The following is a 23,248-nucleotide window of genomic DNA, read 5'->3' on the forward strand; positions in this document are numbered from 1 at the left end:
ATTTTCGGTTTTTAGCGGTTTGAGATGGCACATTTTGGATGCAGTCCTCCTTGGGCGCAGATATAAGTTAGTTGTTTGACATTTAAGTTTTTTACTAAGCTAAAATCAACGCCTTGAAGGTAGATGGAAGGGGAACCGGCAGGCATGGCTTGCACAAATTGATCGGGTGTCGCAGGCACAATTGCGACAAAGGTTGCTCCTTGAAAATCTGCCCCGGCTAATTTTGCTTCCCGTAAATCTGCTTCACTAAGATCGGCGTTGCGGAAATTGGCTGACTGCAATTGTGCGCCGGCTAAATTTGCCCCTACCAGTCGGGTTGACGACAAGTCAGCATTTTGAAGATTACTTTGACGCAGATCTGCCCCTGATAAATCTGCCTGTTGCCACTCAGTTTGGGTTAAATTTGCCCATTGAAAGTTCGTCCCAACGGCTTTCACTTGGCTGAGTCGCGCCCCTTGTAGATTCGCACCGGCTAGGTTCGCTTCGCCTAAACTAGCCCCAGTTAAACTAGCATTTGTTAACACCGCTTGACCGAGATTTGCACCCGTCAGTTGAGCACTGCTAAGATTTGCATTCTTTAAGTGCGCCCTAGACAAATTCGCCTTGTTTAAATTAGCGCGAATTAAACTTGTGCCATTCATCAAAACTTGGCTAAGTAAAGCGCCAGTGAAGTTGGCTTCTTTAAGATCAGCACCACTGAGATCCGCAATTTTATCGTCAAAGGTGCCAAATAGTCTATCCTCACCGGCACCGTAAAACCGGCTTTCTTGAAAACTGGCATTTGTCAAAATCGCGCCTTTAAATTGAATGCGTGATAAATCAGTTTTATCTAGCACCAAAGTAAACTGAGTTGAGCCAGAAGTTGTTTCCGCCAGATTTGTGCGGCTGAGATCCGCAGCGTGGATTTGCTCATTATACAGCGTGAGAATTCTAGCAATCGCCCGCTGAGTTGTCCGCAACCGCAACGCCACCTGCTGACGTTCCTGCCGGTTGCCGCCATAGCGCAGAGACTCTAAATCGTTTCTCACAGACTGATTCAAACGCTGTAAAAAAGGAAGCGCTTTAGGGCCGGTGGTGACTAATGCTTGCCCAATTGCATCCATCAATTGTGGCTCAGTTTCTAAGCTAAGTAAATCGGTTAATAGCTGAATCTGGGCGTCCGGCTGATTTAGCGTCCCCATCGCCAAGATCGCACCTCTTCTCTCATCCGGTGCGAACTTATTCACCAGTTGCAGAAACGTCTCCTTATCCTGCTGCCGGCCTTGACGCCAGTTCACCTGACTTTGTATATAAACTTGTGTACCGACAAAAGTTATTAAGACTGAACCTAACGTTGTAGCGGTAACAATTAACAGCGTTACGCCCGGATTTTGACGAATCCAGTTTAAAATTCCTGCTCGCCGCCAACGGGTTTCAGGCGTTAAAACAAGGGCTGCAATAGTGGCATCTTCATCTTCATCGTTGAAAGCAGAAGACGCCCCAGATTGCCCGAACCTTGGCGCATCGAACCGCTGGAACTTGGGCACACTGCCCTCAGCATCTAAAATAAATGTTCCTGCCAAGCGGTCATGAAGCGTTTGACGCTGGGGATTAAACTTAGCGCTAACCGCGTCCGCCAGTAGCATTAAGCCGGCTAGTCCCGTTAAAATTCCCAAATCTGGCACTGCCCCACTACAGCGCCAAATCGTATAAGCGACGCCCAGCGGAATTCCCCACTTGCCCACCCCTTCGCGCAGTAAAGCTCGTTTAAAACCGGGCGGATCACCGGCAGCCGTGACAACCTGCAGTCCAAACCAACGCTTGGGAAGCGTCTTGCCGGTTTTAGCCAGTAAGTAAATTTGCCCACCCGCGACGAGCAAAGGCGTCACAAGCGCCCCACTCCACAGTAAATTGGTTAAGGGAGATACCTGCCGGTAAGGCAACCGCATGGGAATGATCAGGGTTTTGGCAACCGCTTCTTCCGCAGTAGCTAGCACAGGATTGAGAGGAACTGGCTTAGCCGGCAGGTGAGACTGGGCGTACAACCCAACACTGAACGGAATCAGCGCACTCGCTACAATCAACGAAACTTCTGCCGCCCAAGCACCACAACGTCGGGCTAGCAGCGGCAGCGAGTTTGCCGGCATAGACACTTGCTTAGATCGATAAATGCCTCTAGTTGCGCTTGAGCTAGCCATCAGTAGAATTCCCGGTTACGAATCTTTATCTTGTGACGATTGGGGAACCAAGAGAAACTTGTATCCCAAGTAAACTATCACCCCTAGCACTGCAAGACTAAAAGCTAGGCGAATGAGTTGAAAGACTATACTGAGCGCTGACAGCCCGATCAGTATGCCGCCGCCAATCACTGCAATTTGGCCAATTTGAGGAAGTCTTTGATACCAACTCAGAAATTGACTGTAGAGGGATTGAATAGCAGGAGATGCTTCAAAATGGGTTTGTAGAGGTTGCTGCTGATTGACTTCAACCTCTAGTTTTTGCATTTGACGTTCTAGGCGTTGAGCCTCTTCAGATTCTGAATTCATAAAAATATGCCGGTAGTGTGAAAATAAGCGTGGCTTTAGCCCTAGAAAGAAACACGACGCCGCTTCATTACATGATTCTTGTGATTGTAGCGAATGTAGCATCTAATATAAAAGATAGCCTGTTGTGAGGGTCGGAACCTCCACAATCCCCACTCGTCCTGAAATATAGAGTATTTAATTGTGAGGAACCCCTTGCTCAAAGGGGAATGACAAGAATGGAAAGATTCCGTCGCTGGATGGTTGTTCCCGCTGCCGCGCTCTTGATTTTAGCGGCTTTCAGTGGTGTTCCGGGTAACGCCCAAGTGGTGCCAATTTCTCCTAACTTCCAACCCGATCCTCAACCGCTTGGGGGTGGCACATCTGGAGGTACGAAAGACAGCGGTGACTGCGGATTTATCGCAGACGCCCCGAATCTCCAAATTCAACTAAGTGAACCATTTACCTATCTACGTTTCAGTGTCCAAGGTGACGGTCAGCAAACTCTGTTAATTGAAGGGCCAGGAGGGCGTTTTTGCGGATTAGGGCAGCCTGAAATCTCTGGATTTTGGAAACCAGGAACCTACAATATTTACGTTGGAGAGCGCGAAAAAGGTAACAACCCCTTCACCTTATCTGTCACGGCAAAGCCTTAATCAAAGCCTTCAGTTGCCGGTTTCATTCCAACATAAATTAATCGTAAAACAGACATAGCGATTCTCAAACCCACTCATCCACGATAAACGCTTCGCCTCAAATTGAGAATCGCTTTATCTCAGAACCCAACCCTTAACCCATCCGCATTCATTTGTATTTATCTGTATATGCCTAACGGCAAGCTGCGCTATCATCTGCGTTTATCTGCGTTTATCTGCGGTTAAAAAACATTAACTCCGCCTCCAAACGTCAATTTATCACCACAAAAACACCCTTAAAACACGCAAATGCCGGCGCTAAAAAATCCCCCCGCTAATCACAACCACTGCATGAACAATTAGCGAATTTCCATCTAGCAGCCGGCACAGAAACACAGACGGTCACTAATCTTCAAGCTGCTTAGCAGATACTTCAACAGCCTTAACATCAATCGTACCCGGAGGTGTTAAGCGCTCCAAATGACCTTGTTGAACTTGAAGTGGTTCACCACAACTAGGACACTGCAGTTGAGTCTGATTCAAAGCCGTAATTTCATACTGACACACCGGACAAGGGTCTTGAATCAGATTTCGACTCAGCCACCAGCGTAAGCCAAAGTATCCAATCACCGGCACAATTAAAACCAAACCCATCAAGAATAATAGGGAATTGACCAGCCAGCCCAAGCCAAAAGTTGCCAGCAACCAAACGATCAGTAAGATGGTTAGCCAATTGCCCACGCCAGACAGGTTAAATTGAAAGGTTTTGGGGCTGTTCTGGTTCACGGTCGTCTCCTATAGGGCACGATGGTACGGACTATTTCCATACTAATCACAAATCTAGGAGTTGTTTAAGGCGAAAAGTGAAGGTAGCCGTACTGAAATGCTCCAGCACTTGCTGCCGTAACCAAACTCCCTCACACCGGCTATCTTCGCCCTTGAGAATTTCCATACAGGCACCGGCTACGGCTTCTGGATCTCGATGGGGCACTCTCCAGCCCAGTTTACCATCCAGCAAGGGTTCAGCGGAACCATCAGCCTCACCGGCAACCACCGGCACCCCACACGCCATTGCCTCTAAATACACGATGCCAAAGCCTTCTTGGGAAGGCATGATATAGGCATCTGCGAGGCGGTAATGCGCCGGCAAGTCTTCTGCCCTGACAAAGCCGGCAAACACCACCCGATCTGCTACGCCCAAGTCTTGCGCCAATTGAGCTAAACGGGGTTGATCGTCTCCCCGCCCGACAATTAAATACTTGACTTCCGGGTATTTTTGTAGTAAATGAGGCAAAGCACGAATCGTCACATCGACACCTTTATAAATATCCCCTGACCACAGACGCGCTACGGTCATGAATACCCCAGTGCCGGCAAGCCCGTATTTTTCAACGAAAGCTGGGTCTTTCTCTCCCGGTGTAAAAACGTCACCATCCACTGCACAGGGCAAAATCTGGAACGCTTGCCGGTCGAGGTTATTCGCTGCACAAGCACGCTCTCGGCTATACCGGCTAATTGTCCAAATGCTGTCGGCTTGCCGGAGTGCCTTTTGGTAATTGGCTGGCAGCGGTTCCCACACTTCTTTGCCGTAAGTCAGAACTGTATAAGGAATTCCTAAAGGCCGGCAGAGTAATTCAACTAGGGGTGCTAGCTTGATATGGCCGCAGAAAACTCGTCGGGGACGCTGTTGTAGGAGACAGCGCAGCAGTGTTATGGCTAGTCGCAGCCGGCCTAAAGAAGGGGGTAAGGTTTTTAAATAATGAAATTTAAGCTTAGGGGCAATTGTGGGGAGAGTACTTGCAAACGGATTTTGACACTCTGGACTATCCCGCAGCAGGAAAACCTCAGCAGTGCCGGCACTTATAGAGACATAAGCTTTTAAAATATCCTTGACATAAGATTGAATGCCGCCCTCAGAAGAAAAGACTTCCAAGAAAACAAATATATCCGGTGCCGGTGCTTTCACGTTCTGGTTCAAAGCTGTCAGTCATTTTGAATGATATTTGACAATCAAAAGGCAATTCCTACGATCCTGATAGCGTTCATAAACAACTTTATTAGCCAAACGCCGAAGCAGAAACCAGCCATAGCCGCCTTCTTGGAGTGTGCCCGGAGATGGTTCTTCTACAACGTCAGGATTGAAAGGCTTTCCCCAATCCCAAATCCGAATTTCCATCCGATCATCCCAGAGGGTTACATCAATATCAATCGGGGTGGCCGGGGGTAAGTCTTGATGGGCGTGGCGAACGGCGTTACTAAATCCTTCAGCGAGGGCTAAATTCAGGCAATAGCGCTGCTCTTCTGGCAAAGACAACTTGGAGGTATGTTGCAAGCAGAACCCCTCAAACCATTTTTGCACTTTATTTAGTAACGTTAAATCGCTCTGGACTGTCAGATGGTCTTGCTGCAACATATCCAAGCTTGACCAACCATTAATTCTAGGAAACTAAATGTTTTTATTTTGCCAATAATGTGGCTTGAGTAAGGAAAAATTGACCCTGAGTATCCTGTTATTTCTACTGAAGACAAAATCAGGCATTTATTAATGATTGACGCCTGCTCAGGTTTCTTAAAAGTACAGCCGCACTTCTAGAAAACTTGACAGGCGTCAAAGTTCAAACAATCTCGTCTTTTAGAACAGACCGAGGGTGAGAGATGTGTCAATTGGGAAAATTGCACCAATACCCAACCAGATCGTAACCAACGTCCCAAACATGAAGATGGTTGTGGCGAGGGGCCGGCGGAAGGGGTTTTGGAACTTGTTGACGTTCTCAATGAAGGGAACGAGCATCAATCCCAGAGGAATTGCACCCATGCAAGCGATTCCCAACAATTTGTTAGGAAGGATACGCAAGATTTGGAAAACCGGCCACAAATACCATTCAGGCAGGATTTCCAGGGGGGTAGCGAACGGGTCTGCCGGCTCACCCACCATTGCTGGATCTAGCACAGCTAGACCCACGCACAGGGCGATCGTCCCTAAAATCACGACCGGGAAAATATAAAGTAAGTCATTGGGCCAAGCGGGTTCACCATAGTAGTTGTGACCCATGCCTTTGGCGAGTTTAGCGCGTAGTGTTGGATCGCTCAGATCCGGTTTTTTCAGGGTTGCCATAATAGCGCGAGTGTTCTCCTGTTAGTTGTTGGTCGTTGGCAAATTATGAATTTTGAATTTTGAATACTTAACTCAAAACCCTGTAAAGACGCGAACACCTCGCGTCTTTACGCAAAATTCCTTACAACGGCCCAGAAATACCTTGCTTGCGAATCATCAAGAAGTGCAGCAGCATGAAGACTGCAATTAACCAAGGCAGCACAAATGTGTGCAGGCTGTAGTACCGGGTGAGGGTTCCTTGGCCAACACTGGTGCCACCGCGCAGCAGCTCAACGATCAGCGAACCGACGACGGGAATTGCTTCAGGCACGCCTGACACAATCTTGACGGCCCAGTAACCGACTTGATCCCAAGGCAGAGAGTAGCCGGTGACGCCGAATGAAACGGTGATTACCGCTAAAATGACGCCAGTTACCCAGGTTAACTCACGGGGCTTTTTGAAACCGCCGGTGAGGTAAACCCGGAAAATGTGCAGAATCATCATCAGCACCATCATACTGGCCGACCAGCGGTGGATGGAGCGGATGAGCCAGCCGAAGTTAACCTCTGTCATCAAATACTGAATTGATGAAAAAGCTTCGGTTACGGTCGGCTTGTAATAAAACGTCATGGCAAATCCAGTGGCAAACTGGATTAAGAAGCAAGTGAGGGTAATCCCACCCAAGCAGTAGAAAATATTGACATGAGGAGGGACGTACTTACTCGTTACGTCTTCAGCGAGAGCCTGAATTTCTAGGCGCTCCTCAAACCAATCGTAGACATTAGCCATAAGGCAAGCGTTCCCCAAAAAATGTATTGCTGTTCATCAAAAGTTTGACGATCCTCCCATCCCCCTTGGGATCAGGGCTTCTCTATCTCACGATAGAGATTTTATAGCTGTCTGACAAACCTTGCCTTAAGACAGTAGTCCTTTCAAGGTAGCAGGTCTCTCTCTCCAGTGCTAGCTACCTTCGTGCTTACGCCCTTGGCGTTTCCGAAGGGTAGGAGCGGGGTGGCACGCGCCCCACGGAACTCAACACTCAACAAATTAGCTTTCGCTTTATTCTCTGTCCTGAGACAGGTATCAACTTTAAAGCTTTTAGCCTTTTTTTGAGTTGACCAACCTGGAGTAGGTTGTTAAATTTTATCACGTTTATTAGTAACGTTTCATGAGTCGCAATGGGTGGGGCATTCTGGCCGGGTTTCTGTAACATAGTCTAAACAAGGGATTAAGGGAGCAAAGCTGTTTTTGCTTTAAAACTAAATGGTTATCTAGTTTTAAAGTGCCCGCACTAAAAGCTGCCGGTGGAAACTAGCCAAACCGGCATTTCTAGCGCAGCAACAGGATGACGGCTTTCTCAGCCTTGATAGCAGGTGGATTCTGAGTTGAAGCTTAAAAATCGGTGATATGCACAAACGAGTTTTCTGGGTCGGACTTTTACTAACACTGCTGCTCATGTTGGGCTGGCCGGCATCCCCGGCATCTGCCTTAACAGAAGAACAGCAGCTATTCAATGAAGCATGGCGAATTGTCAATCGCGCTTATGTGGATGACTCATTCAACAATCAAAACTGGTGGTTAGTGCGCCAAAAGGCAATGAAGTCCCCACTGAAAAATCGCGAGGCCACCTACACTGCCATCACGGAAATGCTGGCCGGCTTGGACGACCCATTCACACGATTATTAAAGCCCGATCAGTACCACAGTTTACAAGTCAATACATCCGGCGAACTTACCGGCGTTGGGCTGCAAATTGCTCTAGATGAGAACACCGGCAAAATTGAAGTCGTGGCACCGATAGAGGGATCACCGGCAGACGGGGCCGGTGTTCACCCCCGCGATCTCATCGTAGAAATCGATGGCGTCTCTACCATCGGTCTTTCCCTCGACGATGCAGCAACCCGGATGCGTGGCCCTATCGGCAGTAGCGTCACCCTAACCGTGGAACGAGAGGGAAGTGAGCAACCTTTAAAAATCGAGCTGGTGCGCGATCGCATCGCCCTCAACCCCGTACACGCCGAACTGCAAACCCCTGCCAACGGCATCCCCCTAGGCTACATTCGCCTTACCCAATTCAATGCAAATGCTACTGCTGAGGTCGCCCATGCCTTAGGGAAACTGGAACAACAAGGTGCACAAGCCTATATCCTCGATCTGCGAAATAATCCGGGTGGCCTTTTGCAGGCCGGCATTGAAATTGCCCGCCTCTGGCTGAACACCGGCACCATCGTTTATACAGTCAACCGGCAAGGCATCACCGGCAGCTTTGAAGCCACGGGCCAAGCACTCACGGATGATCCCTTAGTCGTCTTAGTCAATCAGGGAACCGCCAGCGCCAGTGAAATCCTTGCCGGTGCGCTTCAAGACAATGGACGCGCTGTGCTGCTGGGAGAGAAAACCTTTGGCAAAGGACTGATTCAATCTTTATTTGACTTATCTGATGGTTCTGGGTTAGCGGTAACAGTGGCTAAGTACGAAACGCCAAACCACCGAGATATCCACAAGTTAGGAATTATGCCAGACCGAGTGGTGTCCCTAGACTTGATTAACCGCAATCAGGTGGCGACGGCGGCTGATCGGCAATATCAAGCTGCTGTGGATTTGCTGGTAAACGGTGCGGTGGTTGCCGGTGTTCCTTAACTGGACTTGAGAACTAGCCCAATCACAGCAGCCGCTAATACAATTGCCGGTTCTGGCACTTTCTTCTTAAATTTGAACAAGATTGCCAGCGTCACAACTGCAATTAAAACAGTCGGGATATCGATCAGCGAACGCCGGCCCAGCACAATCACCGCCCCCGTAATCGCCCCAATTGCCGCACTCGTCACGCCATCAACAAAGGCGGCAATGTCGGGGCGCTTTCCGTATTTCTTGAAGTAGGGAGCGGGAATGATGGTAAACAAATAGCAGGGAAGAAAAGTGGCAAGGGCGGCTACACAAGCGCCTGGAAAGCCGGCAACTAAGTAACCAATAAAGCCGGTTGTAATCACCACCGGCCCAGGTGTAATCATGGCAACCGCGACAGCGTCTAGGAACTGCTGGGTGTTCAGCCATCCGAATTCTTTAACCACACCGCCATATAAAAAAGGCACAATTGCCAAACCGCTGCCGAAGACAAAGGCACCTGCCTTGCTGAAGAAGATCATGATGTTCCACAGCGTTCCCGAACCGGCTGCCGGTGCGGCTGCAAAAAGCGGGATCAGGGGCAATACCGTAAAGCTACTCAGTTTCTTGCCTCGCCACCATTGCTTAGGTGGCGCTTTCACGAGCCAAACTAGGATGCCGGCGGCCAAAAACAGCAGCACTTCTTCCGATTCAGTAATGATGGTGACAGCCGCTGCAACCAGATAAATCGCCCACAGCAACCAGTCCTTCCCGATGCTTTTTGTCGTGAGCCGGTAGGCGCTGTAAGCGATAATCCCAATGACACTTGATCCCACTCCATAAAACACCGCCTGCATCCAGGGAATGCCCTCATAGCGCGTGTAAGCCCAGCCTAATGCCACAACCATCAGGAAAGACGGCACAACAAAGGCAATTCCCACCAAGGTAGCCCCAAGGATACGGTAATGCACATAGCCGAGGTAGATGGCTAACTGCGCTGCTAAAGGGCCGGGAGCGAGTTGAGACAGTGCCAGTCCCTCACTGTAGTCGCTTTCGGAGATCCACTGCTTGTCCTCAACGAGATCCCGGTGCATATATCCAACTAAGGCAACCGGCCCACCAAAGCCAATTGCTCCCAGTTTGAGTGCGTACATAATCATTTGCCACAACGAATACTGGGGAGTTTCTGTCTCTGGCTGGGAATTTGTCTGATTTTCTAAAGGTTCAGTCATAGGGTTGAATGTTGTGCCTTGAGGGAGCTGCCACGAAGCTCCACTCTTTCGATGTCAGTAATAATGTAATATGTGTTTCTATCTTGAGCAACATCTTATACCCAAATAAGAAACGGCGGATAATATTTACAAATAATCCGCTTGAAAAGTGTTTTTAAGAATTTTTTTATTAAAGATTAAAATAAACTTGACAAGAGGGGAAAAACTTCATCGGGAGAAGTTTTCTTTTGATGGATTCGCTATAAATTGAATTTTCTTTTGAAGTTGTTATAATGAGTTATTAACCTGATTTTATATTACTTATTTCTAGAAAGTACAGCGTCAAGTCCGTCAAAAAGTTCAAGTCCGCGCAACTCAAGTTCAGCGTCAGAAAGCCCCAAAAGTACCCAACCTCGGATAGCCGCTTCAATTCCTGCTGTCTCAGGATGTATATACAATCCATCACGCAAGTCAAGTTCGTGGACAATCTCTGCAAGCGTTTGCACACTTGGTTTTTTCAAGCCAAATCGTAATACCATTGTCTCGAAAGAGCAGAGGTTGCCGGTGTGACCAAACTCTGCACCTTGCATATCAAACGCCACCTCGTCTGGAGCCGGCTGCAATGAGTAGCGAATCACAGCCTTGGGGTTAATAAATCGCCGGATTAACCAAGCACAGGCAATGCGATCTACATAAGGACGCGGACGAGTCACCCAGCATTTATCTTGATATTGGGCAATGGCAGCCGGCACAATTGCTTCAGCTAAAGAGTTGGTGGAAGAAAGTAGCCGCTCGATTTGTGTTAGTCGTGATGCTAATTGCGTGCTTTCTGGACAGTCGAAAAAGTCAATTCTCGTGATTTCTGCATAGCGCTTACGCAGCTTTGCCAGTGCGTCTTTCACCGGCTCTCGATTTTCCGAGTTTGTGTTGGCACTGAGAATCTTTTCCAATTCTTCAGCTTGCGCCTCAATTTCTGCATATTCTGGCCGGCGAACATCCCGAAAAAGTTCGATTAACTGCGAGTCAGTTAATCCGTCAAATCGCTCAACATGAATAACCAGAACTTCCCCGTTTGCTTGTTGCACCTCTTGAGCAAGCCACTGAAAGGCTTCGATACATTCATCGCGTGCCGGTAAAACATAAACTCCACTCGTCAAAGAAATCGCACCCTGCCGGCGCAGACGACGCCACAGGGCAACTCGTGGGCTAGAGTTTGACTTGGATGGCAGAGAGTAAGAAAAGACAACCCACTTCATGGGCGGATTTATTTAGGATGTGGGTGTAACAAGTGTTACTTACATTCCTATCATCCCACCGAGCGCCAGCGTGTGTGAGGTTGATCACTATGACACTTGCGCGGATGGTTGAAAAGATTGTTTTCGCTTCACCTAACGGATGCCGGCTCAAACCTAGAAACCGCAAGCTTTTTCGGTTAAGTGAAGCCCCTGAGTCAATACACCTTATCCAATTATTTGCCAGACGCCTTCGGAAGTGACACATCGGCGATCCCGCCGGCACAGAGAACTTTATAAATTTATGTTTGAAGGCTACTAGGGACACGGATAACGCCATGAACGCTCGCTCTTTTGCAGACCGCCAAAACAGAACTTACCCCCACTGCCGCACAACAGTTCAAGGGACGCAGGTGGGATCTAAGCAGGAGCACCAATTGGCTGAGAAACGTCAGCGAATGCAGCAGCCAAGCATTAATCCCCTAGAACCTACTACAGAGCCGATGCTTACCTCAAGCCAGCAAGAGCAAGAGTTACTCATTTGTCGCAGCCAAGCGAAAGAGGCAGCTCAACGAGGACAATATACTGAGGCGATTGAGATCCTGAGCCAACTGATTTCGCGCCATCCTGAAAGTGCAAGCGAATACAACAATCGCGGGTTAATTTATTTCCAAAGTGGCCAGATGGACAAGGCTATTGCGGATTATAACAAGGCAATTCAACTCAATCCGGGATTAGCCAGCGCCTACAACAATCGAGCCAATTACTACGCGGCGCAAAAGAAGTTGTCGGCAGCAATTGTTAACTATGGCAAGGCTATCGATCTCAACCCGGTTTATATTCGCGCCTGGATTAATCGAGGAATTACCTTCAGGGACTTGGGATTGTATGAACAAGCCATTGAGAATTTTGACTGTGCTTTGCGCTTAGGAACGCTGAAACTCAATATCTGGGCTGAAAGAGGCCGGACGTATCACTTAATGGGTGATTGGAACTTAGCAATGGCCGATTACCGGCGTGCCTTAAGCCAACTGCACTCAGCGAATGTGGGACAGGTAGAAGGTGCAAGCCGGCTGCAGCAGCGTGTAGAAAGCTGGCTCGATCATCTCCTCAAACCCTTGAGCGCGTAACCGGCTCTTTTAGGGAGTGTCTAAATCCTGTGGAGGTTCGGTCAATTCTTGCGCCTCGCTAGGCCGGCTTTCCAACCAAACGATCCGCAACTGTGCGGGGTCCATTCGATAGCTTTGCTCTTGCATAATCGTTTTCACTTGTTGTGGGCCGAAAGAGCGGCTAAAGTCTGCCCGCAATTGATTAACCCGTCCTTGAGCTGATTGAACTTCTGTTTGAACTTGCTGTAACTTCTCTTGCCCAGCTCGGTTATGGGGCAACAGTTGTACTAAAGCAGAAACAGCGACAAGAGACAGCACAACATTGACTGCTAACTTCACAGTCGTTTCAGTGGCCATCATCAAGTGAGGATTTTGTCGCTGTTGCTTCCCAGCGCGACGCGCTACCCGACGGCGGGGTTCTACAGGTTGCAGAGTGGGTCTTGAGGGTTGAATGGCATTCATGGTGTTGAAATTCAGCGCTAAGTAGGGATTGCAACTGAGTTTGAGGCAGACCTCACCAGATGCACACCTGTGTGGATTTGTTGAGGAAGTTAAACGACGCTAGGTTAGAATACCTGCCATTTTACAGCCTTGTTAAGCTTTACACAGATCGCAAGGGGAGCCTCCCTTGAAAATTGACCGCCAGTAATCTTACCTGACAATTTACCGTTAATGGTCGTTGTTGCCGGCAAGCGTGGGGGTCACTTCCCCAGACAGGCTCCCCATAGCGGGACTCTTGAGAACTTTATTTGTAAAGTTCTGTTGCCAGCCGGAAGGCTAGAATGCCTGGAATCAACGCAACGACAAGAGCGACTAAGACTTGTGTGTCTGATAGAGACATTGTTAAAAACTCCTAATTTCACGGGTAGTCGTTCACCAATTTCGACCAAATTGCGGATTTCTGGAATACTCTTGTAACAAGATGAAACAAAAAGTGCGCTTTCGGCAAGCCCTCTGGGAGATAGTTGGGGCTGTTATATCAAATTTGTATCAGTAACTGCTTTTTTGAGTGAGGGTAGCGCTGCATCACAACTCACTCGGCACTCAGCATTGAATAACTTCTGGTAGGGACAAGCGGACGAAAAGCCCACCATAGAGCAGTAAAGGGTAACTCAGGACTCTGTGACTCTGCGACTTAGTTACATGGGTTAGGCGGCAGAGTTCCCTAATTAAAGGTTAAGCTATGTAAATAGAGTCATACTCTTTGATAATTTAGGCAATTTGGTTGTTGCTCTTAATTTGCAACTGTCAAGCTCAAAAAATCGTTAATGCTGGATCAATTTCTAGACTTTTACCCCAATTTCGGGATAGACGCCTTTTTTCTACTGGTCATTTTGGTGGCCCTAGAGGCGGTGCTATCCGCAGACAATGCCATCGCCCTGGCATCCATTTCCAAAGGCTTGGAAGATGCCAAGATGCAGACTCAGGCGCTGAATGTGGGTTTGGTGGTTGCCTTTGTGCTGCGAATGGCTTTGATTCTCACGGCTACTTGGGTGATCAAGTTCTGGCAGTTTGAACTGCTGGGTGCGCTCTATCTGCTGTGGCTAGTTTTCCAACACTTTACGTCCGATGAGGGCGAGGAGGGAGAACACCGAGGGCCGCGTTTTACCACAGTCTGGCAGGCAATTCCAACGCTCGCTCTGACAGATTTGGCGTTTTCGCTCGATAGTGTCACAACTGCAATTGCGGTATCTGACCAAACTTGGCTGGTTCTCACCGGCGCAACAATCGGGATCGTGACGCTGCGGTTTATGGCCGGGTTATTTATCCGTTGGCTGGATGAATATGTCTACCTTGAGGATGCCGGCTATATGACGGTTGGCTTGGTAGGAGCACGGCTGCTGGTGAAAGTGTTCAGAGACGATTTCGCGCCACCACAGTGGTTGATGATTTCCGTGATCGCCGGATTATTCATCTGGGGATTTTCTAAACGCAAACCGGCGAGTGTGGCAGATGCCGGTGAGGCGAAAGAAAAGGAGCTAGAAACTAGCGACTAGAGGCGGCACCAGTCAGAGGGGAAGAAACGCCTCTCATCCTTCATCCTTGGCCTAGGACTAGCGGCTAGGGTTAGATGTTTAAGGTGGGCACCGCCCACCTTTGTTTGTCAGTGGCTATTCGTAGATCCACTTGGTAAGGGTGGGTTCCCAACGGGCTAATTCCTCTTCTTTAAACCAGAGGCTAATTTCTCTTTGGGCGGTTTCTACGGCGTCAGAGCCATGAATGATATTGCGGCCAATATCAACCCCATAATCACCGCGTATGGTGCCCGGTTCTGAGTTGAGGGGGTTGGTAGCGCCGATAATTTTCCGCGCTGAGGCGACAACTCCCTTACCTTCCCAGACCATTGCGACAACTGGGCCGGAGGTAATAAAATCTACCAGCCCAGCGAAAAAAGGTTTTTCTTTATGCTCGCCATAGTGCTGTTCGGCCAGTTCGCGGCTTACCTTCATCAGCTTCAAGCCGACTAAGGTAAAGCCTTTTGCTTCATAACGACTGATGATCTCGCCGATCAGGCCGCGTTGAACGCCATCTGGCTTAATTGCTAAAAATGTTCTCTCCACACCGATCTCCTAGAACTGCTTCAACTAACACAAAAATCAGATTAGCTCAGAACGTCCCTTCTATGGCGATTCGGGATGCTAAGTGTCTTCTGTTTTGGCCTCACTCACAACTCCTGTGGCATACCCAACTGCGCCGCATTCGCAGTACCATTCATACTCGTCTTCTGGTTTGGCTTTGTTCGTCGGGCGATCACACCGGGGGCAAGGATAATCCCATGTTTGATCGCTGGGCGGTTGCATCTTTTCCATATTTTTCTCTCTATTGGCTTGGTTAATTGAATTTGATTGCTATCTAAAGGCAAAATTTAACGAATTCTGACGAACCCTGCCTGGGAAATCAGTTCTTGTCCCTGGACGGTGAGCAACAAGTTTGCGTAAGCTTCACCGGCTTGCTGTTCGATTTGGCCATTTTGCTTGATGACTACAAATAAACTGCGGGTGATTGGATATCGACCTTGCTGAAATGCTTGAATGTTTAGCTGGTTTCGCTGGTTGGGACACTGTTCAATCGGCACAAGCGGTTCTTGATAGGGTGGCACAAATTCACCGGCTTGCCGGCCAATTGGCAACGGCTTAATCGTACATTGTGGGACAACTTCTGGGGCGGAGGCAAAGTAAATTCCGCCTGGGTTGTCAGCCAACTGGCGTAGCGCTTGAGTGGTATTGGGGACAAATTTAACGTTTGGCCCGAAAGCTTGACCTCCTAGGATTTCTTGCACAAACAGTTCAACGGTGCCGCCGGTATCTGCTGGGCGTGTAAAGGGGATAATGTTGAGATTTGGCCCTCCCACTTGGCTCCAGTTGTCAATCTTGCCGATGTAAATATCTTTTAGTTGAGCGAGTGTTAAACCGCTGATGTTGAGGGAGGGGTTAACGGCAATTGCTAAGCCATCGATGGCTACGGGAACTTGTTTGAGGCTGAACCCTCGCTGCTGTGCCTGCTGAAACTCGGTGTCGCGGATCGGTCTGGAGGATTGGGAGAAGGCCATTTGGCCATCAAGTAACATCCGAATGCCGGTGCTAGAACCGGGTGGCTCACCAATCGGATCGATGTAGCGCAGTTTAAACTCAGGTCTAGCCACTTGAACTGCGGGATCTGCTGTAAGTCGAATCGGTGCCCAAGAGGTGCTACCACCATAGCTAAACAGGCCGGCTGGGACATCTTGCAGTTGGGCAAAACTCTGACTGCTGGTTTGCGCCGGCTGATTGGATGGGGCACTACCCCCTAAATTTGTGCCAGAACGCTGGAGGAACCACCAAAGGCCGGCACCTACCAACCCAACGGTGATCAGCAGGGACAAGATGAGAACAGCGGTTTCATTTTTTTGTGCCATGACCTGATTGTAGGGTCGCAGTTTCTCTTTTAATAGCTTAGACAAAACAGCCAAATCTCGCCTCTACATTTAATGACGAATTCCTGCCGGCTTAAAGGTCTTCCTGCTTGTCTTTTAAATAGAGATCTCTGCTGGGAAAAGGAATTTCTATTCTTTCTTGCTGATATCGTTTATGCAATCTTTTAATAAATTCATGTCTAGCAATATTTTGATCAAAAAATTCATTAACTCTCAGAAAAACAGTTAAATTAATACTAAATTCTCCAAAACTTTGAAAGCGAATAAAAGGTTTAAAGTCTGGAACGCATTGTGAAACTTCTTGCATGACTTCTTGGGCAACTTCAAGAGTTACTTGTTCAACTTGCTCAAGATCGCTCTGGTAACTCACCCCTACTTGAACCTGAACTGTAATTTCCTTTGCCGGCAGGTGATAGTTGGTAAAGATGGCAGAAGCGAGTTTTGTATTTGGCACAATGATGACATTATTGGGAAGTTCTTTAATGATAGTGTTGCGCCAGGTGATATCGATCACGTAACCTTCTTGTCCAGTTTCCAGTTTTACATAATCGCCGGTTCTGACTTGTCTGGAGATAATTAGGTATAAACCAGAGAACAAGTTGGATAGCGTATCCTGAAAAGCTAAAGCTACGGCTAAACCTCCAATTCCCAAGGTTGCTAGGATGGGGGTGATTGAAAATCCTAGTGTTTGGAGGATCGTCAGAATGCCAAAAACAAAAACGACAATTCGAGCGAGATTAGAAAGGAGGGAGGCGGAAACGCCTTCTGCTTTTTGACTCAATATCGTGACAAAACCGGCAGCGAGTCTAGCTGCGACGATTGTCACCGAATAAAGGAAAATGCTGGTGAGGATTTTTTGCAGGATTGCGAAAACGCTAGCAGAAATTAGTCCATTAACATGGAGGCTAATCACTGCGCCCGAAAAGCCGGCAACGACTAACCAAATAAAAGTCATGCCGCGCAGTGATAGAATAAAAAGTTCATTTCCCGGCAACTTTGTTCTGGCAATAAATCCTTTTAATTTATTGAGAAGAACTCGCTCGGAAATTACGCCGGCAATCAAGCCAATTAAGATGAATGCTACAGGAACAATCCATTGTTTCATTAAAAAATGCACCAAAAATTTGCCAAGATTTTAAATAAATGCTCGGTCAGATTTTAGCTTTTGACTTCTGTCTAAAGAGGGATTTTTCTCAAAAATAGTTAAGAGGGCAAGTCTTGCTTTAATTGGGTAATTTTTTCTTTATTAAGAGTAACTTTTATTTCTAGCTGTTGCAGGGTATCCCGTAGAGTAATAACGTATTTTTCAGCAGCTTGACTGTATTCGATTTCAGGATTGTTTAATTTTATTTTCTGATAAACAATTTCAGGGAATCCCACCTGAATCACAAGATTTTTTTGAGATTGAGGATAAATATAAAACTGCTGGCGTCGCGTGTCTAATTCTATTTTATGCGGGGTTGTGCTGCGCTCATCTGGAGAATTCGGCTTGCGCCAATAAAGCGTGATGCCACGAATTTCGGGACTAGAAATAACGAACAGTTCATCAAAACGCTGAGGTTCCCAGTCGAGTTCGCTTACATCGCCGCTTGGCGGGATAAGTCGTTGCCGCCAGCTAATTTCTTTGCCGGTAAGTGTGCGCCACCACTGACGGATAGCATCTAAATTATTAGCATTGTCAGGGTTGCTGCTGCCTAGTTGCCAGATTATCTTGGGTTGCATAATTGGTTTGGGGTGGCTTGTTTTTCCTTATCTTCAAATAGCATAAGGTGCAAGGACGGTAATTGTCTCAGAATCCGGCAGCATTTGTGGTGGGTTTGTGGCGAAACTCTGCACTCCGGCGCTAGTATTTTAGGGGTTAGAAAGCGGAAAACTCCAGCAGGTAAGTGTTTAAACCACTACTATTAGAGTTGCTGCTGTGAGCAAAAGTCAAGGCTTCAATCAATAAATCAGTCATGGATCTGCCAATCGTTTATCATCCAGATTACGTCGTAGCGCTGCCGGCAGGACATCGTTTTCCCATGCCGAAGTTTCGGCAACTTTACGAAATGCTTTTGGCGGATGGGGTGGCGCGTTTGGAACAATTTCACGCGCCGGTGTTGCCTCCCCTAGAGTGGGTTCAACTGGTTCATCACCCTAGCTATGTTCAGGCATACTGTGAGGGAACGCTGGATGCCAAGGCGCAGCGGCGGATCGGGTTGCCTTGGAGTTCTGCGCTGGCAAATCGCACTTGCATTGCGGTGGGGGGTACAATTCTCACGGCAAAGTTGGCGCTAAGTGCCGGCTTGGCGTGCAACACTGCCGGTGGTACACATCATGCGTTTCCAAATTTTGGTTCAGGTTTTTGTATTTTTAATGATCTGGCAATTTCCGCCCGCGTTTTGCAAAAGTTAGGGCTAATTCGCAAAGTTTTAATTGTGGATTTAGATGTGCATCAGGGAGACGGAACTGCGGTTATTTTTCAAGAAGATTCTAGTGTTTTTACGTTTTCAATGCACTGTGAGATTAATTTTCCGGGAACGAAACAAAAAAGCGATTTAGATGTCCCGTTGCCAGTGGGGATGGAGGATGATGATTACTTACAAACGTTGGATAAATATTTACCAGATTTGCTGTCGGAGGTGAAGCCAGATTTGGTACTTTATGATGCCGGCGTTGATACTCATGCCGGCGATCGTTTGGGCAAGTTAGCAATGACAGATACAGGTTTGTTTCGTCGAGATATGCAGGTTTTGACGACTTGTGTAGCCGCCGGCTGCCCGGTTGCTTGTGTAATTGGCGGCGGTTATGCTGAGGATATGAAGGGATTAGTTTACCGGCATTCTTTATTGCATCGGGCTGCCAGTCAAGTATATCGACAGTGCCGGCTTTGAGGTAAATTCCGTTTTATATATCTCAAGAAACTAACGAACTGCAAGTAAACATAAAAGGTTTTAATTTAAAGGTTGAATACGGGCTGGAGGCCAATAAATTTTATAGACTTTGCCGATAATATTGGCTGCCGGCAAAAATCCCCAAGCGTGGGAGTCAAAACTATCATTACGATTGTCTCCTAGAACCAAATAGTTGCCGGCAGGCACAGCTAGGGGACCCCATTGATAAGCAGCCGGTTGGGCAGTATAATCTTCTTTCAAAGGTTGGTTATTAATATAAACAACCCCATTACTGATTTGAACAGTTTCCCCCGGTCTACCAATCACTCGCTTAACAAAGAATTCATTTTTGTTCACATCTGAAAATCGGTTTTTTGGAGGCGGATTAAAGACAACTAAATCCCCTTGCTGAGGAATATAATTCCTAGATTGATGCACAAATATTTTATCCCCAGGTTGCAGCGTCGGCAGCATTGAATTGCTAGGAATTGTAAATTTTTCAACCTGCTGTTCAACCAAAATAGGCAGGAATGCCATTGTAAGTTTAAATATAATAATCGCAACGACAACTTGCCTAATTAACTGCCTTGATTTTCTAGATTTTTTGGAGGAAGCGAGATAGACGTGATAACAGGCAATTGCAGCAATAATTGCAGTAACTACGCGTAAGGGCCAGAAAAATACAGATAAATTTGAAAAAATAATGATAAAAATCAGGAAAACTCCACCCAAAAAGATTTTCTCTATGTATAGATGACCAATACCTGGCAAAATTTGGGATAAAAAGACTGCTAGCCAAGGGTCTTTGATAGCGGATGAACGATGAAGGCTAAAGGATGAATAAGTGGGAGGTTGTTTTACAGAAACGTTGTTTATTTTCTGGGGCTTTGTTTTTTTTATACTATTGTGAGCGTCAAAAAGATTTAAAATATAAATAACGAGCATAAATGCTAAAAAGCTAATCCCGGCTACTGTGTTACCAGTGGGACTAAAAATTGACCAGGCAGCAATTAGAATCAGAGTAACTTGACTAACTATCAAAATTACCCCTTTAAAAAGTTTGCCGGCATAGATTTGTCCAATGCCAGGAAAAAATAAGGATAAATTAACAGCCAGCCAAGGTTCTTTATTCTCTCTTTTTGCCGGCTGATTTAACTTAGAAGGTTTCATTCGCGTTCAACTTCGCCGGTGAACAAGCGTTGCACTTGCCTGATCTGTCGGCACAATCAGCAGTTCGCTGATATTAACATGAGCCGGTCTAGTGGCACAGAAAAACACCACATCAGCAATATCTTCAGCGGTGAGCGGAGTTAAATCTTGGTAAACTTTATTAGCGCGGTCGTTATCTCCATGAAACCGCACCATACTAAATTCTGTTTCAACTAAACCCGGTTCAATTTCTGTTACTCGCACCGGCGTCCCCAACAAATCTTGTTTTAAACCTTCAGAAATTGCCCGGACAGCCGCCTTAGACGCGCAGTAAACATTGCCCCCAGGATAAGCCTGACGACCGGCAATTGAGCCAATATTCACCACATGACCCCGACCCCGACTTACCATTCCCGGAACAACCGTTCGCGTGACGTAGAGCAAGCCTTTAACATTCGTATCCAGCATTTCTTCCCAATCTTGAATGCTGCCCTCGTGAAGTTTGCTTAAACCGCGACTAAGTCCAGCATTATTAATCAAAATATCTATCGCTTCCCAAGAGGAAGGTAAACTGGAAAGCGCGGATTCAACTTGAGCGCGATCTCGCACATCTAGCTGTAATAAATGAGATTGAGTGCAAAATTTTTCATTTAATTCAGCCGCCAATTGTTCGAGCCGGTCTAAACGCCTTGCGCTTAAAATTAACTTGGCACCGGCTTGGGCAAACATTCTGGCACAAGCTGAGCCAATGCCACTACTCGCGCCGGTGATAAAAACAATTTTTTCTTGGATAGAAATCATTACTGTCTTTGCTTAATACTTATTTCGTCTGAAAGAGAGAAGGAGAGGGGGAGAACGGGTGAAAATTCCCTATGCCCCATTCCCTATGCCCTATTCCCAATTCCCTTACTTCACTTTGTTACGCCACCGGCACCAACAATTTTGAGGCGTTCGGTAATCAAAGTCATGCCATCTTTATGCACTAAAACAGCCGAAATCCAGCGAGGGTCAGATGCTGCCGGTGCGCGCCCCGTTTTGAAAAGTCCGCCCGCCGGCAGCGGTTCTAACTTCACTATTGAAGGATTAAAATAACTTTCTGCTTTGATAGATTCTTCTAAAGCAGTTCCGATCAGCAAACTACTACCCAAAGGTTCTTCAACAATGGCGTCAAAATTATACTCTTGGCCGGCACGAATCTGATCCGGTAACTGAACTTTCACCGTGGGTGGCTTCTCTCCAGAGGTGATCTGGGTGCGTTCTGCTAAAATTTCTTGCCGAACAATTTTTTGATTTTCATAGCGTTGCCGTGACCGTAAAGTGGCTTTGAGGCTCATTTCTCTGTCTTGCAATTTCTCGCTGCCGGCGATCACCGTCACCGTTTCCGCAACAATTCCATTGCCATCAATTTGCCAAGATTGCAGTTCCGTGCGGTAGTTCAACTGGGGATAGCGCTGCCAGAGATCGCTCAAAGCTTTTCTCATATTCTCGTAAGTTAAACCGTCGGCATGGCTGACATTCTTACTGTAAAACTGCATCACAGCTTCAATATCTTGACGGTTAGCCGCTTCATCAATGTTTGACAGAAGCGTTTTCAACTCTGGAGGGGCAGTATCGGGAGTTGCCGCCCGCACACCGATGGCATACACTCCTGCGGTGCACCAAACGGCTAAACCGGCTAAAAATGAGATGACTTGGGTTCGGGTGTGCCGGCGAGAAGTCCCAGATATGCCTGACAGTAGAGTTAGCGGATTGTGCATAGCGTGATAGTTTGAATAATTGGGTAGCTTCGGCTGCCAAATTTAGGTTTGAGATTTTAGATTAACAATGAATCTAAAATCCGCGCATTTTAAATTTAACAGAGGGATTGGTGAGTAAACCTGTACGACTGTTAATCGCTGCTAGTGGAACCGGAGGGCATTTATTTCCAGCGACGGCACTGGCAGAGCAATTGAGCGATTATGAAATTGAATGGTTAGGGGTTCCCAACCGGCTAGAAACTCAGCTGGTTCCTGAGCAATATCCATTACATACAATTGGCGTAGAAGGATTTCAGCAGCGGGGACTTGGCAGTTTGCGTGTTTTAAGCAAATTGCTGGGTTCGGTTCGTCAAGTCAGGCGTTTGCTAGTAGAACGGAAATTTCAAGGTGTATTCACCACCGGCGGCTATATTGCAGCACCGGCAATTATTGCGGCGCGTTCCCTAGGGTTGCCGGTGATTTTGCACGAATCGAATGGTTTGCCAGGGAAGGTGACACGCTGGTTTAGTCCCTGGTGTACGGCGGTGGCGATCGGGTTTGAATCTGCCGCGCAATATTTGCCAAAGGCGAAAACGGTTTATGTAGGGACGCCGGTGAGATTGCAGTTTCTTTCGCCGCAGCCCTTAGATTTAGCCATTCCGGAGGGGGTGCCGGTGATTGTCGTTGCCGGCGGTTCTCAGGGGGCGGTAGCGCTGAATAAATTGGTGCGTCAGTGCGCGAAGGCATGGTTTGACGCGGGGGCTTGGATTGTCCACCAGACGGGGGAAAACGATCCAGAGGCAGGAATTTTGCAGCATCCGCAATATTTCTCAATGCCGTTTTATAGCAACATGGCTGGATTATTTCAGCGGGCTAATTTAGCGATCTCTCGTGCCGGTGCCGGCACCCTGACAGAGTTGGCGGTGACACAGACGCCTTCAATTTTGGTTCCCTATCCCTTCGCGGCGGAAGATCACCAAGCCTATAATGCGGCGGTGTTTGCAGGTGCCGGTGCGGCTGTGGTGTGCCGGCAAGGGGATTTAACGCCAGAGGTGTTGGAAGACAAGGTGTTGGATTTATTAAATTCGCCGGCACGCTTGCAAAAAATGGCTGAATGCGCCGGTTCTCTGGCAATTCCAGATAGTAGCGAACGTTTAGGAAAATTAGTGCGCCGGTTGCTGGAGGCTTAA

25 protein-coding genes are annotated in these 23,248 nt (G+C 47.5%); 6 read left to right on the plus strand and 19 right to left on the minus strand.

Features of this window, described 5'->3' with window-relative positions; genetic code table 11:
• Positions 1 to 11: 11 nt before the first annotated feature.
• Positions 12 to 2,177, minus strand: coding sequence for a pentapeptide repeat-containing protein (locus H6F73_RS04205; protein WP_190757567.1), 2,166 nt, complete (start codon positions 2,175 to 2,177; stop codon positions 12 to 14).
• Positions 2,178 to 2,192: 15 nt separating this feature from the next.
• Positions 2,193 to 2,525, minus strand: a complete 333-nt coding sequence (locus tag H6F73_RS04210; protein WP_190757568.1) for a hypothetical protein — start codon at positions 2,523 to 2,525, stop codon at positions 2,193 to 2,195.
• A gap of 215 nt (positions 2,526 to 2,740) precedes the next feature.
• Between H6F73_RS04210 and H6F73_RS04215 the strand changes: the two genes are divergently transcribed.
• Positions 2,741 to 3,157 (plus strand): hypothetical protein, encoded by a 417-nt coding sequence (locus H6F73_RS04215; protein ID WP_190757569.1) that lies wholly within the window; start codon positions 2,741 to 2,743, stop codon positions 3,155 to 3,157.
• 384 nt (positions 3,158 to 3,541) lie between these two features.
• Here H6F73_RS04215 and H6F73_RS04220 read toward each other — a convergent pair whose 3' ends face one another.
• From H6F73_RS04220 to petB, 5 genes are all read right to left on the minus strand, one after another.
• The gene (locus H6F73_RS04220) at positions 3,542 to 3,922 is read right to left on the minus strand and encodes a hypothetical protein (RefSeq protein WP_190757570.1); all 381 of its coding nucleotides are present in this window, start codon (positions 3,920 to 3,922) and stop codon (positions 3,542 to 3,544) included.
• Between the two features lie 46 nt (positions 3,923 to 3,968).
• Positions 3,969 to 5,114, minus strand: a complete 1,146-nt coding sequence (locus H6F73_RS04225; protein WP_190757571.1) for a glycosyltransferase family 4 protein — start codon at positions 5,112 to 5,114, stop codon at positions 3,969 to 3,971.
• Positions 5,115 to 5,123: 9 nt separating this feature from the next.
• Positions 5,124 to 5,549, minus strand: a complete 426-nt coding sequence (locus H6F73_RS04230; RefSeq protein ID WP_190757572.1) for an anti-sigma regulatory factor — start codon at positions 5,547 to 5,549, stop codon at positions 5,124 to 5,126.
• A 219-nt stretch (positions 5,550 to 5,768) separates the two neighbouring features.
• Positions 5,769 to 6,251 carry a cytochrome b6-f complex subunit IV gene (gene petD, locus H6F73_RS04235; protein ID WP_190670251.1) on the minus strand — a complete coding sequence of 161 codons (483 nt, stop codon included), beginning with the start codon at positions 6,249 to 6,251 and terminating at the stop codon, positions 5,769 to 5,771.
• A gap of 121 nt (positions 6,252 to 6,372) precedes the next feature.
• Positions 6,373 to 7,020 (minus strand): cytochrome b6, encoded by a 648-nt coding sequence (petB, locus tag H6F73_RS04240; RefSeq protein WP_190670249.1) that lies wholly within the window; start codon positions 7,018 to 7,020, stop codon positions 6,373 to 6,375.
• A 618-nt stretch (positions 7,021 to 7,638) separates the two neighbouring features.
• On the opposite strand from petB, the gene ctpA reads away from it, so the two are divergent.
• Positions 7,639 to 8,871 (plus strand): carboxyl-terminal processing protease CtpA, encoded by a 1,233-nt coding sequence (gene ctpA, locus H6F73_RS04245; RefSeq protein ID WP_190757573.1) that lies wholly within the window; start codon positions 7,639 to 7,641, stop codon positions 8,869 to 8,871.
• Here ctpA and H6F73_RS04250 read toward each other — a convergent pair.
• Both H6F73_RS04250 and H6F73_RS04255 read right to left on the minus strand, forming a co-directional pair.
• The gene (locus tag H6F73_RS04250) at positions 8,868 to 10,067 is read right to left on the minus strand and encodes a chromate transporter (protein ID WP_190757574.1); all 1,200 of its coding nucleotides are present in this window, start codon (positions 10,065 to 10,067) and stop codon (positions 8,868 to 8,870) included. The two genes, ctpA and H6F73_RS04250, sit on opposite strands and share 4 nt — an antisense overlap.
• Before the next feature lie 296 nt (positions 10,068 to 10,363).
• Positions 10,364 to 11,302, minus strand: coding sequence for a chromate resistance protein ChrB domain-containing protein (locus H6F73_RS04255; RefSeq protein WP_190757575.1), 939 nt, complete (start codon positions 11,300 to 11,302; stop codon positions 10,364 to 10,366).
• A 314-nt stretch (positions 11,303 to 11,616) separates the two neighbouring features.
• Between H6F73_RS04255 and H6F73_RS04260 the strand changes: the two genes are divergently transcribed.
• Entirely contained in the window at positions 11,617 to 12,408 is a 792-nt protein-coding gene (locus H6F73_RS04260) for a tetratricopeptide repeat protein (protein WP_190757576.1), read from the plus strand.
• Between the two features lie 9 nt (positions 12,409 to 12,417).
• Here the strand turns inward: H6F73_RS04260 and H6F73_RS04265 are convergent, their stop codons facing one another.
• A complete protein-coding gene (locus tag H6F73_RS04265) occupies positions 12,418 to 12,849 on the minus strand; it encodes a hypothetical protein (RefSeq protein ID WP_190757577.1) in 432 nt (143 codons plus the stop codon).
• 283 nt (positions 12,850 to 13,132) lie between these two features.
• Entirely contained in the window at positions 13,133 to 13,228 is a 96-nt protein-coding gene (psaM, locus tag H6F73_RS04270; protein WP_190469100.1) for a photosystem I reaction center subunit XII, read from the minus strand.
• A gap of 427 nt (positions 13,229 to 13,655) precedes the next feature.
• On the opposite strand from psaM, the gene H6F73_RS04275 reads away from it, so the two are divergent.
• Positions 13,656 to 14,384 (plus strand): TerC family protein, encoded by a 729-nt coding sequence (locus H6F73_RS04275; protein WP_190757578.1) that lies wholly within the window; start codon positions 13,656 to 13,658, stop codon positions 14,382 to 14,384.
• A 114-nt stretch (positions 14,385 to 14,498) separates the two neighbouring features.
• Here H6F73_RS04275 and ndk read toward each other — a convergent pair whose 3' ends face one another.
• The 5 genes from ndk to H6F73_RS04300 form a co-directional block, all read right to left on the minus strand.
• Entirely contained in the window at positions 14,499 to 14,948 is a 450-nt protein-coding gene (gene ndk, locus H6F73_RS04280; protein WP_190757579.1) for a nucleoside-diphosphate kinase, read from the minus strand.
• 78 nt (positions 14,949 to 15,026) lie between these two features.
• Entirely contained in the window at positions 15,027 to 15,197 is a 171-nt protein-coding gene (locus H6F73_RS04285; RefSeq protein ID WP_190757580.1) for a hypothetical protein, read from the minus strand.
• Between the two features lie 56 nt (positions 15,198 to 15,253).
• Entirely contained in the window at positions 15,254 to 16,282 is a 1,029-nt protein-coding gene (locus H6F73_RS04290) for a PstS family phosphate ABC transporter substrate-binding protein (protein WP_190757581.1), read from the minus strand.
• Positions 16,283 to 16,373: 91 nt separating this feature from the next.
• Positions 16,374 to 17,405 (minus strand): mechanosensitive ion channel family protein, encoded by a 1,032-nt coding sequence (locus tag H6F73_RS04295; protein ID WP_190757582.1) that lies wholly within the window; start codon positions 17,403 to 17,405, stop codon positions 16,374 to 16,376.
• Positions 17,406 to 17,503: 98 nt separating this feature from the next.
• Complete coding sequence (locus tag H6F73_RS04300) at positions 17,504 to 18,022, minus strand: hypothetical protein (RefSeq protein WP_190757583.1); 519 nt, start codon at positions 18,020 to 18,022, stop codon at positions 17,504 to 17,506.
• Between the two features lie 233 nt (positions 18,023 to 18,255).
• On the opposite strand from H6F73_RS04300, the gene H6F73_RS04305 reads away from it, so the two are divergent.
• Positions 18,256 to 19,173: a histone deacetylase gene (locus H6F73_RS04305; RefSeq protein ID WP_190757584.1), complete on the plus strand. Its 918-nt coding sequence runs from the start codon at positions 18,256 to 18,258 to the stop codon at positions 19,171 to 19,173.
• 60 nt (positions 19,174 to 19,233) lie between these two features.
• Here the strand turns inward: H6F73_RS04305 and lepB are convergent, their stop codons facing one another.
• The 3 genes from lepB to H6F73_RS04320 form a co-directional block, all read right to left on the minus strand.
• The gene (lepB, locus tag H6F73_RS04310; protein ID WP_190757585.1) at positions 19,234 to 20,343 is read right to left on the minus strand and encodes a signal peptidase I; all 1,110 of its coding nucleotides are present in this window, start codon (positions 20,341 to 20,343) and stop codon (positions 19,234 to 19,236) included.
• A 6-nt stretch (positions 20,344 to 20,349) separates the two neighbouring features.
• The gene (locus H6F73_RS04315; RefSeq protein ID WP_190757586.1) at positions 20,350 to 21,123 is read right to left on the minus strand and encodes an SDR family oxidoreductase; all 774 of its coding nucleotides are present in this window, start codon (positions 21,121 to 21,123) and stop codon (positions 20,350 to 20,352) included.
• A gap of 110 nt (positions 21,124 to 21,233) precedes the next feature.
• Entirely contained in the window at positions 21,234 to 22,079 is an 846-nt protein-coding gene (locus H6F73_RS04320) for a nuclear transport factor 2 family protein (RefSeq protein ID WP_190757587.1), read from the minus strand.
• Between the two features lie 107 nt (positions 22,080 to 22,186).
• On the opposite strand from H6F73_RS04320, the gene murG reads away from it, so the two are divergent.
• The gene (gene murG / locus H6F73_RS04325) at positions 22,187 to 23,248 is read left to right on the plus strand and encodes an undecaprenyldiphospho-muramoylpentapeptide beta-N-acetylglucosaminyltransferase (protein ID WP_190757588.1); all 1,062 of its coding nucleotides are present in this window, start codon (positions 22,187 to 22,189) and stop codon (positions 23,246 to 23,248) included.

The organism is Microcoleus sp. FACHB-68 (assembly GCF_014695715.1).
In the GTDB taxonomy this organism is placed as follows: Bacteria; Cyanobacteriota; Cyanobacteriia; order Cyanobacteriales; family Oscillatoriaceae; genus FACHB-68.